A 10,695-nucleotide genomic window follows, 5' to 3' on the forward strand; every position below is an offset into this window, starting at 1 on the left:
AATTAAAGAAAGTATCTTTTATCAACTAAAAATTGGGATAGCAGGGTTCGAACCTACAATTGCTTGATTCAGAGTCAAGTGCCTTACCAGTTTGGCTATATCCCAATTATGCAACATAAAAAGGATAACGCCAAATTTTTTTCTTTTCAAATATTTTGTCTTACAGCAGCACACTATTTTTTTGATAGTGTTTTTTTATGATTTGTTTGGTATTTCGGATGATTGCCAGTAAATGGACGTTGTTGCAAATGATTTTCCCGTTCCTGTATGCGAGACTTCTGCATTTGTAACCGATTAATCTCTTGTTGCAGCTGCTCTTGCTCATCAGATGAAGCCGTTGTTATTGCTTTTTGTCGGATCGCGATTTCTTGGTCAACTTTGTCTTGCCACTCCTTCATAATTGTTTGCCATTGTTGACTGTCTTTTTCACTGGAATCTTTTAAAGAATCCCGTAATAAGTGAGAGTAACGTTTCATCGAATTTCCCCAAATTTGATTGCGATCAGCAAAATAGTCAACTTGTTCTGTTTTGTCTAATGTGTCGATAAAACGGCCTTCCTCGCGATCAATCATATTTTGCAAAAACGCTAAAATTGGCAGTACCAAGTAGATGATCAAAGCGGCGTGAACTTGAAATAACCCAATTATTAAAATGACTATACGCGCAATAAAGCTCAATATGTCTTGGCGATTCAATTCATCGACCCGACGCTTTTGCAAATCCAATTCCGTTATTGATTGCTTTGTTAATGCAGTAATGAGGCGACGCATCAATACAGTGACCACTAGAGTTAGTATTCCATAAATTAAAACCGTTTGCTGTGTTGTATCTTCAATTAAAATCCGTGTTGCTGCCGGTACCAAAGACAAGAAAAACAACAAGAGTAAATAAATCACGAGACTTTTATTTTTAACCTGTTCAATGCGATTGAAAGCATAGGCTGTTTGAAACCATAAATTTGCCACAAAACAAAAACTAATGAAATAAATTCCCACCGCACTAAACAACGTTTGCCAAATAATATCCCCTGTTACTGCATACTTTATTGGTATTTCTAATACCATAATTGTTAAAATGATGGCAATAATAGCATCACTAAATACAAGTACGCGTTCTTTTAGATTGTTCATTTATTTCTCCTCCAAACGAGTTACAAGTTTATTTAAAATATGATGAAATTGCTCTTTTTCGCTGATAGACAACGTCGCAAATAAATCTTCTCCAATATGCTTGCGTTCAGCTTGAATAGAATAAATATATTCACGCCCCTTATCTGAAAGAAAATAATTGGTGATACGACGATCCGTCGTATTTTGTTTTCTTATCAGATAGCCCTTTTGACTTAACTTTTTTAACAGCTCACTAAGCGAAGCTGGTCTGATATGCATCATTTCTGCTAATTCTTTTTGCGAATAGCCCTCATGCTTGGCTAACAAACGTAATAATCGATTTTGGCCAAATGAAAATTCTTCCGCCGTTTCTTTGCGCTTAGTATGACGTCTTATCAAGCGATTTAACTGCTGGAATTCTTCAAATAAAATTTCTTCTTTCATCAAAACACATCCTTTATTGTTCTAATATTACGCAATGATGATTCTTTCGTCAAATAGTTAGGTGCCTATCTATTTACAATTTCCAAAAAATCCGGTATAATAATTAGGTACCTAACTAATAAATGGAGGGGATTTAATGGCTCGAATGCGCTTTGACTTTGACCAAACAACAAAAAAACCTGAATTGACACTTGGCTTTATCCGTCGAATCCTCAATTATTTCAAACCACATACTTTAAAACTAATTTTGGTAATTTTTTTAATTCTTGCTACCTCTACTTTAGGGCTTGTGCCTTCTCTTCTATTGCAAAAAATAGTCGATGTCGCCTTACCTAAACACAATTTGACACAATTAAGTATTCTTGTGGGACTTTCCATTTCAGCCACAATTTTGCTGAATCTTTTACAAGTCGCACAAGGCTATTTAAGTACGTGGATTGCCAAAAACATTACGCTAACAATGAAAAACAATTTATATCGCCAGCTTTCCTTTTTACCTCAAAGTTTTTTTACAACTGTAAAAGAAGGAGAAATATTAACACGTCTAACCAGTGATGTAGACGGCATTCAACAAGTATTTCAAACTACCTTTATCAATGCACTGAGTAGTATCTTCATTTTAGCAACAACTCTTTTTGCTTTATTTTCTATGAACCCGATTTTAGCAGTGGTCGCTCTGGTTACCGTTCCATTATTCATTTTGCCAACTCGTAAAGTTGGTAAAAGAAGATGGCAAATTGCTTCTGCCAGTCAACAGGCTTTAAGCAAATTAAATCAACATACTCAAGAAACCTTAAGCACTAGCGGTAGTACGCTAATGAAACTTTTCACAAAAGAAGAAGAAGCTTTTGCAACTTTTAATAAAATTAACCAAGAAGTAACAGCTTTACAAATTAAAGAATCTTTAGCGGGACGTTGGTTTCGGATGGCAATGTCCGTCTTAATGGCAATTGGACCGATGTTAATCTATTTAGTAGGTGGTTTTTTACTAACTAGAGGACAATTAACTATTGGTGGAATTATCACATTTGCTTCATTGCTAGGTCGACTTTACAATCCTGTTACTCAACTTTCCAATATTCAAGTTGATTTATTGCGTTCCTTTGCCTTATTTGAACGTATTTTTGAATACATGGATATTACACCCGCAATTCAAAATAAGCCTAATGCAAAAAAATTGGTCATTGATCGTGGTGAAGTGGTATTTAGCGATGTTAACTTCCACTATGAAGAAAATGAAGTCTTAAAAACAATCAACTTAAAAATTCTTCCTGGAGAAACTTTGGCACTAGTCGGACCCTCTGGCGCTGGAAAATCAACATTAACGCACCTACTCACACGACTGTACGACCCGACAAGTGGAACGGTTACTATTGATAATCAGAATATTAAGGAGATAACCTTGACTAGTCTACGCCAAAACATCGGCGTGGTGAGTCAAGAAACCTTCCTTTTTAATGGAACTATTTATGACAACTTACTTTATGCAAATGAAAATGCGAGCAAAATAGAATTAATAGCAGCTACAAAAGCTGCTTACATTCATGACTTTATTATGACCTTACCAAATGGTTATGATACTGTCGTTGGTAATCGCGGCATAAAACTTTCTGGCGGGGAAAAACAACGGATTGCTATCGCGCGAATGATTCTAAAAAATCCTCAAATTTTAATTCTTGATGAAGCAACCTCTGCTTTAGATGCTATCTCTGAGTATTATGTGCAAAAAGCAATGGATAATCTGATGCAAAATCGGACAAGTATTGTTATCGCCCATCGTCTTTCTACTATTGCTAATGCTGATCAAATTGCTGTCATGGAACATGGCGAAATTGTTGAACAGGGAAAACATGCACAACTTATTGAAAAAGACGGATTATACGCAAGACTTTATCAAACACAATTTAAAAATACTGAAGCTGCAGCTTAAACTAATAAAAAAGTTGTTAACAATAGTTCAGCTTTTAAAGCAGCATACTTTATCATAGCGCCAAAAAATAGGACTATTTCCAATAAGTTTAAGGAAATAGTCCTATTTTTATTTATCTTTTATTTGCTAAGAATTTTTCGTTTGACAATTCTAACTTTTTAACCTTTTTTCGAAGCACTCGAAACACCATCAACTTCAGGCGTTGTAGCTGCGGTTACTGGGGTCTCTGTATCTTTTTTAGAGGCACTAGAGACACCATCAACCGCCGTTGTTTCCGCTTTTTTTGACGCACTGGAAACACCGTCAACATCGCCGACTAATTTTTGCCCGGTTTGTTGCAAGTACCATTCTACTATTGGCTTAAAGTCTAAAATGTATTCATTAATGCCCATATAATTTCCTTCCTTATCATGCATCGCTTGATAATTATGGACTATATATTTTTCAGGCATTTGTTTTGGAACATGTACGCGAACAACATCGGTTGCACCCGTTCGCAATTGTTGAATCACCCATTCCACATTTTTATAGGATTTTTCCGGATGACATTTTGCTAATGGATTTCCCACTTGACCAGGTACGCGTGCGGCTAACATTTCTTCAGCTGATTTAGTTTGGTTGTAATATAGGAATTGGTTGTTGCTGTCTGCATAGGTTAATTCCATCGGCATCGAGTCCAAAAAATAATTCAACTGGTCTACTGTTAGTAGTCCTCGATTTAATCTAACATAATCATTACCTTCTGCTGGATGAACAATTGCAGATGCTTGCTCTAGCCAGTCATCTGCCCACATATCTGCTCCGACAATTGTTGTATCGATTTTGCCCGTTGCATATAAATCTTCTGGTTCAGCTTCAGGTTTTGGATTCATTGCTGCAGTAACATTAATAAATTGTATGAATTTTTGTAATGTACTAAAAAGAAAATCAATGGTACCTTGGTCTTTCAAGTTATCATTTTCATCAAACGCATTCTTAACTTTCCCAAGTAAAAACTCATTGCCAGGCATTACCATTGCATTGACACCAGGGGCATCTAATATTTGGCGTAAATGTAATTGCGCCCGCGAAGAACCTTGATCATAATAAGAAGCACCAACAATCATTACGGGTTTGTTTTCTAGTGGATGAATCTTAAATGATAACCATTCAATGACGCTTTTTAAAGCAGCAGGTATCGTGTGATTGTGTTCAGGTGTCGCGATAATTACGCCATCTGCCATTTTAATTTTGCGATTTAATTTTTGAATTGCAGGACTATTGGTTACATCTTCACTTTGATTAAACAAAGGAATATCAGTAATTTCCAACAACTCAAAATCAAATAAATTATCAAATTTTTTGCCAATAAATTTTAATAAAAGACGGTTATAAGAAAGATCTGCGTTTGATCCGACGATACCGACAATTTTCATATAAAAGACTCCTTTATACTTATAAATAGTTAGGTTCTAGCAATCTGTCTTTAGACATTATCCCAAGAAAAGTTTTCTGTTTCTTGTTGATTTACAGCGTGAGCATTTTGCAATTGTTTCGTAATCGCAACAAAAATTAAAAAATCTTGGAACAATCCCGCTAGTTTTTCCCGTTGTTCTCCATCTTTTAGCATACCATCTGCACTAAAAGCCGCTAAAGAATGGCTTAACAAAAATTCCGAGCTAGGCATAATCCGCGCTTTTAATTCAGGTGCATCCAAAATTTGACGCAAATGAGCTTGTGCTCGTGATGATCCTAACGTACCATAAGAAGCCCCTGTAATCATAACAGGCTTATCAACAAAGGGATAAATTCCATAAGATAGCCAGTTTAATACGTTCATCAATGCTGCTGGTACAGCATGATCATATTCTGGTGTACTAATAATTACTCCATCACTTTTACTGATTTTTTCAGCAATTGTTTGAACAATTGCTGGTATTTTGTTATCTGCGGGTTTATTAAAAAGGGGAATATCTTTAATTTCAATTAACTCAATTTCTGCTTCATTGGCAAAACTTTTTTGCATATACTGTAACAATTGGCGATTGGTTGAATCTTTTGAATTCGTACCTACAAGACCGATAAATTTATACATTTGAAAAATCCTTTCTCTACATTAAATCTTTAATCCCATCAGATAGAAGAATTTCCTCTGTTGTGATGATAATTCCTTCAATACCTGGAGTCAGGCTTAAAGTCTGCAATATTTCAGTAGAGGTTAAGCCAAACAGACGTGTCGTCCAGATTTCACCATCCACTGATTTTTTTGAAATAATTGTTAAACTAAGAACATCCGTTTCAATTGGATAGCCTGTCTTAGGGTTAATAATATGGTGATAGCATTTATTTTCTTTAATTAAACTTCGCTCATAAATTCCAGAGGTAACAATAGATTGGTTGCTGAGTTTTAAAACGAGACTGGTTTGATTACGCTTTTTGCTAGGATCTTGAATGCCAACACGCCATAATCCATCTTCATGCTGCTTTGCAGTCCCTAAAACAACTACATTGCCTCCTAAATTAATTAATGCGCCGGTTACTTTTTCTAATTTTAAATATGCTACTAGTAAATCAGCAATAAAACCTTTAGCTAATGATCCTAAATCCAGTAGCATCCCTTTTTCAGTTAGAAAAACACTGTGTTCTTCATCATGCAACAGAATATTACGAGGGTCCGTATTCACTAACAAAGTCTTAATCTCGTCATCTGAAGGGACTTTGGCATCACTAAAACCAATTCTCCAAGTTTGAATCAAAGGTCCTATGGCAATATTCAAATAGTCACTGGTCAAACTTTTTTCTTTGCCTAATTTAATTAGCTCATACAAGTCTGGATGGACAACGACCTTTTGAATTCCAGCATTGTGATTGATTTCCATCAACTCTGAAGACGGATCATTTGCACTAAAACGCTTTTCATAGATTCTCAATCGCGTTTCTAGCTCATCTAAAATTTCTTCCGCTTTTTTATGCTCAACCAAAAGATCAATAATTGTTCCCATCATATGCAACTGTCTTGTTGCCAAATCAGATACCTCCTTATCTAACGAAAGGTTAAAAGCGGACAAACCTCAATTAACCTCTTGTAGCAACTGGGAAATTACTCGCAATTCACGCTCATTCCGGTTAATTTTGGCGTACGCTCGTGCATCGGTTAAACGTTCTAAAATCTCAACTTTTGGCATATTGAGTTTCATAGCATTACAAGCTAACTGCGTAGCAACTCGTGCTAAATAGAAGGTAATATGATTATCCGAGCAAATAGTAATTGCATATTCCAGCAAAGTATTGCCAACTTCATATTCGCCAATTTCACTATAAAAAACACCACATTGGTATAAGATATGCAAAACTCGCCAGGTTTCTTCGATTGTTTTTACCGGATAGTCATAAATTTTACGGAGAACTTTATCAAAAAATATTTCCGCTTTGTCTTTTTCGTCAGCTTTTACATAAACAAGCCCCATCCCGGTATAAGCAAGCAACTGATACAAACTATCCTCTTGATCCCCTAACAATAACTGGTTAAAGGCAAATAATACTTCAAAAGTTGGCGCTTTTTGAGAATACAAAAGAAATCCTGATAAATAATGGTAGCGCATTTGTAATTCATGCGTATCTAATTCACTTGGCAATATATCAGTTAACATTTTTTGTGCTTTTTCGTATTCCATTGTAATTAGTAAAAATTCAATTTCAGTAAAAGTTTCAATAAGCTTGGTTTGTTTCACCCCAATTTTAGGAAATAATTCTCCTACTGGGAAATTCAAACGTTCACAAAGTTGTAAGAGAATTTTTAAACTTGGTACTTGACCTTTCTTTTCAAACCGACTTAACGTTGCTTGTGTACAAATACCTTGCGCTAATTCAATTTGTGAAAGACCAGCATTTTTGCGCGCGGCAACAAATTTTTCAATATGCATGGAATCCTCCTTAAAATTGTGTTTTATTTCACTTTCAAATTGAAATCGTTTTACATCTGCATACTACGCCCACTTTTTTAGCAAGTCAAAGCCGATATATAAAATTTTATATATAGTTTTTGACAAATTTTACATATCGTACATTTTTTTGAGCGTATAAATAAAAAACTTCGCAAACGACAAAAATCAATTTCTTAGCATCTGACTAAAGAGCAGCAGGTAAGAAAATTATCTTTCTGATAGTTTGTGAAGTTCTTTTAATTAACTTTCAACAATATACGCTTCATAAGGCCGTAATTTATTTGAAATGTTCATATTTTTTGATTGCTAAGAATCACTTTTGCTTTTTGATCACTTGTAACAAAAGGATTTTTGATTATTTGTTCACTCAGATTGGCGACGATTCACCATTGCCTTGCTTGATCTTTTCGTAGGTAAGCAAAAATAGCTTCATCTACTTTCAATAATAACTCGTAGGAACTTTCTTTTAAAATTTTTTCTTTGTGGCGTAAGGAAATTAACTTTTGATAATAGCGGTAAATAGACTGATCTGCCGCCAAATCATTTGCACCAGTAAAAGTCCTTTTTTTAAACCCAAATAAGACCGAAGAGAGTAATTCTGGATTATTAGCATAATCAGCACAGTTTAAAGAGATAAGTTGTGCTTTAGCAGTAATCACACCTTTTGCTTTGGCATATTCATAAATCAAACGCGCCAAGTAACTTTTTCTGACTCCAGATTCCCCAGTGATAATCAAAGAAAATCCGTGGGGGGATACTTAATAGCCGCTTTGCATGCTTTAATTACTTTTTTAGGGAACATTCGCCACCAATAAAGGTATTAAAGGGGTCCTTAATCTCCTTTATACGCCAATATACAGGTTTGTACCGTATTTTTCGACCAACTCTTCTTTCAATAATTGAGATAAATAATGACTAACCTCTAGTCAAACAATTTTCATCTGCAATTTGTTGCGTTGTCAAATCTTTTTGACCACTATTTTCCAACTGCTTAAGTGAGTTAAGCACTTCATACCTTGCTTTTGTCATTATTCTCACCGCCCCTATTTTCAACTGACTAAAAACAAAAGTAATTGTTTAATCTTTACAATGGAATTATTATTCCACGAAAGTAAAGTAAAAAAGTCTGCGTTAACTATTCCACTCTTATCTTTCCAATGCACGTATTAAAAAAATTTTTGCATACCACTTACTTTATCCTATATTCTCATACCAAAAAAGCACAAAATAGAACTGGATCTCTATTTTGTGCTTTTATACTTTTTATTTAAAAGTTGTTAGTTTACTAGCAGAAAGTCTAACCGACTGATAGCCTGATTCTGCAGCTTTTCCTACAGATAAAATTAAAACAGGTAAGTATCGTTTTTCATCTAAATCAAAAGTTGTTGCCAAGTTTACTGCTTCAAATCCACCAATTGCATTGGTATCATAACCATGAGCACGTGCTACTAGCATAAACTGCATCGCAGCAAGACTAGCATCCCGTACAATAATAGTATCCATTTCTTGTAAAGATAGATTTTGATAGTAAGGAATAATCGTTGCTAATTGGCGATCATGAACGTCTTTGGGCATGAGACCCGCATTTAATGCTTCACCATAAATTTCCTCTCCATACTCATAGTTTCTGCGATCACCAAAAATTAAAATCATCGCGGCAGACGTGTCATTTTGCAATTGATTAAAATGAATAAATGGTTTTAACTTTTCTTTTCCTTCCTTTGTATCTACTACAACATAACGCCAAGGTTGTAGGTTCACCGAAGACGGCGCACGATTTGCTTCATCTAACATTTTAAGCATCTCTTCTCTGCTAATTTTCACCTTATCATCATAGCGTCGAATTGATTTGCGATTCAAAACAATATCACTAAAATCATTATTTATAAAAGCTGTCATTTGCTTGCTCCTTTATTAAAAAAATGATGAACTAACTGCTAAAATATACTTGATTCAAGCTTCATCCGCAAGATTAAAGCTTAAATTATAAAAGAAAGTTTAGTAGTCCGCTTAAGATGATAACTTTTTAAAACGAAAAAGTTCCTTCTACATGATTTAAAGACATAGTCATTCAAACTTTACTTTTTTCATCAGTGAACTAGCTGTTGATAGAGCGGCATTAATTCCATTAAAGTTGCGCTAGTTACATTTTCAATTTGAGAGTAGTTATCTTTCATTAAAATTTTTCCAATTTGAAAAGTTTTGCCTGCTAGCCTTGTTTGAAATTCCACTTGTATTTTTTGATCCGTTAAATAATCTTTTAAAGGTAAATGATCTTCCAATTCATGTTCTACTTGTGGCCAAATATAATAGTCATTTATATCAATATTTCGGCTCCAATCAGCAATTTCTTGCAATAAAGCATTATAGGCCCCGATACTCCCATTCCGATCATCACTTTTGTAATGTTGAAACATTAAGTAAATTTGATATTGTTTTTTATTTAACAATACAGCTAAACAGGCATTTTCGTTTTGACGATTATCACTACGATAAGCACTCCAAAAATGATTACGTAAATTCCAACCATTAGTCCAGCTTTCTATTTTGGGTTTTGTAATCGCAAATTCCTTCGGCAGCTTACGAACAATTGTCAAATTCAATTCTTTCCATTTTTGCCAATGTTTTTTGTAATCTGATTTAATACCTTCAATTTCTGCTGGTGAATACATCGTCTTCAATTGTTTAAATGTATAATTTTCTCTATCTAAAATTTCAAAGTCCATAACATCTAATTCCATTTTTTCCCTCTAATCATTCATAAAAAACTTCATCTAAAAATAATCCGGCAGCTGGAACTGTTTCTCCTGCATCTTGACGTATTTTATTTTCTAAAACATCATCAATGACATTCATATCTAATTTACCCATGCCAATTTCTAGTAAAGTACCAGTTAAGATTCGAATCATTTTATGCAAAAAACCATCCCCAATAAAAGTAAAATGCAACATAGCACCTTCTTTTTCAATTCGTATTTCTTCAATTTTACGAACAGTTGATTTTTTGGTTTTTTTCAAAGCAGAAAAGCCAATAAAATCATGTGTTCCAAGTAATTTTTCAGACGCTTTTCCCATTTTTTCAAGATCTAATTCTTGTGGTACATAAAAGCTATGATGTCGATAGAAAGCGGTGGGAATAACATCGTTCCAAACATAGTAGCTGTATTGTTTAGCCTTGGCATTGTAGCGCGCATGAAATCTATCACCCACTTCTGATACGTCTTTAATAACAATATCATTTGGTAAGTATCGATTAAGAAAAGTAAGTATTTCATGAGTAGATAACGTA

Annotated in this window: 11 protein-coding genes and 1 tRNA gene (1 of these 12 running past the window's edge); 1 reads left to right on the forward strand and 11 read right to left on the reverse strand. The window is 34.5% G+C overall.

Annotated elements, in window-relative coordinates:
• Positions 1–32: 32 nt before the first annotated feature.
• The 3 genes from EsVE80_RS10130 to EsVE80_RS10140 all read right to left on the reverse strand — a co-directional run bounded on the left by EsVE80_RS10130 (position 33) and on the right by EsVE80_RS10140 (position 1,553).
• Positions 33–105: transfer RNA gene (locus EsVE80_RS10130), tRNA-Gln, on the reverse strand.
• 68 nt (positions 106–173) lie between these two features.
• Positions 174–1,130 (reverse strand): TMEM175 family protein, encoded by a 957-nt coding sequence (locus tag EsVE80_RS10135; RefSeq protein ID WP_173103606.1) that lies wholly within the window; start codon positions 1,128–1,130, stop codon positions 174–176.
• Positions 1,131–1,553: a MarR family winged helix-turn-helix transcriptional regulator gene (locus EsVE80_RS10140; protein WP_173103607.1), complete on the reverse strand. Its 423-nt coding sequence runs from the start codon at positions 1,551–1,553 to the stop codon at positions 1,131–1,133.
• Between the two features lie 136 nt (positions 1,554–1,689).
• Between EsVE80_RS10140 and EsVE80_RS10145 the strand changes: the two genes are divergently transcribed.
• A complete protein-coding gene (locus EsVE80_RS10145) occupies positions 1,690–3,483 on the forward strand; it encodes an ABC transporter ATP-binding protein (protein ID WP_173103608.1) in 1,794 nt (597 codons plus the stop codon).
• Positions 3,484–3,641: 158 nt separating this feature from the next.
• Here EsVE80_RS10145 and EsVE80_RS10150 read toward each other — a convergent pair whose 3' ends face one another.
• The 8 genes from EsVE80_RS10150 to truA all read right to left on the reverse strand — a co-directional run.
• The gene (locus tag EsVE80_RS10150; protein ID WP_173103609.1) at positions 3,642–4,898 is read right to left on the reverse strand and encodes an NAD(P)H-dependent oxidoreductase; all 1,257 of its coding nucleotides are present in this window, start codon (positions 4,896–4,898) and stop codon (positions 3,642–3,644) included.
• A 50-nt stretch (positions 4,899–4,948) separates the two neighbouring features.
• Entirely contained in the window at positions 4,949–5,557 is a 609-nt protein-coding gene (locus tag EsVE80_RS10155; protein WP_173103610.1) for an NADPH-dependent FMN reductase, read from the reverse strand.
• Between the two features lie 16 nt (positions 5,558–5,573).
• Positions 5,574–6,467 (reverse strand): FAD:protein FMN transferase, encoded by an 894-nt coding sequence (locus tag EsVE80_RS10160; protein WP_332107357.1) that lies wholly within the window; start codon positions 6,465–6,467, stop codon positions 5,574–5,576.
• Positions 6,468–6,533: 66 nt separating this feature from the next.
• Complete coding sequence (locus EsVE80_RS10165) at positions 6,534–7,385, reverse strand: helix-turn-helix domain-containing protein (RefSeq protein ID WP_173103611.1); 852 nt, start codon at positions 7,383–7,385, stop codon at positions 6,534–6,536.
• A gap of 404 nt (positions 7,386–7,789) precedes the next feature.
• Positions 7,790–8,104: a sigma 54-interacting transcriptional regulator gene (locus EsVE80_RS10170; RefSeq protein ID WP_232061181.1), complete on the reverse strand. Its 315-nt coding sequence runs from the start codon at positions 8,102–8,104 to the stop codon at positions 7,790–7,792.
• Between the two features lie 565 nt (positions 8,105–8,669).
• Complete coding sequence (locus tag EsVE80_RS10175; RefSeq protein WP_173103612.1) at positions 8,670–9,305, reverse strand: nitroreductase family protein; 636 nt, start codon at positions 9,303–9,305, stop codon at positions 8,670–8,672.
• Positions 9,306–9,496: 191 nt separating this feature from the next.
• Positions 9,497–10,147: an HI_0552 family protein gene (locus tag EsVE80_RS10180; protein ID WP_173103613.1), complete on the reverse strand. Its 651-nt coding sequence runs from the start codon at positions 10,145–10,147 to the stop codon at positions 9,497–9,499.
• Between the two features lie 13 nt (positions 10,148–10,160).
• Positions 10,161–10,695, reverse strand: the 3' portion of a protein-coding gene (truA, locus tag EsVE80_RS10185) for a tRNA pseudouridine(38-40) synthase TruA (protein ID WP_173103614.1). The gene runs 206 nt beyond the window's last position; the window shows 535 of its 741 coding nt (coding positions 207–741); its start codon lies off the right edge, out of view; it ends in the stop codon at positions 10,161–10,163.

The sequence above is a fragment of the Enterococcus saigonensis genome (assembly GCF_011397115.1).
GTDB classification, from domain to species: Bacteria; Bacillota; Bacilli; order Lactobacillales; family Enterococcaceae; genus Enterococcus_C; species Enterococcus_C saigonensis.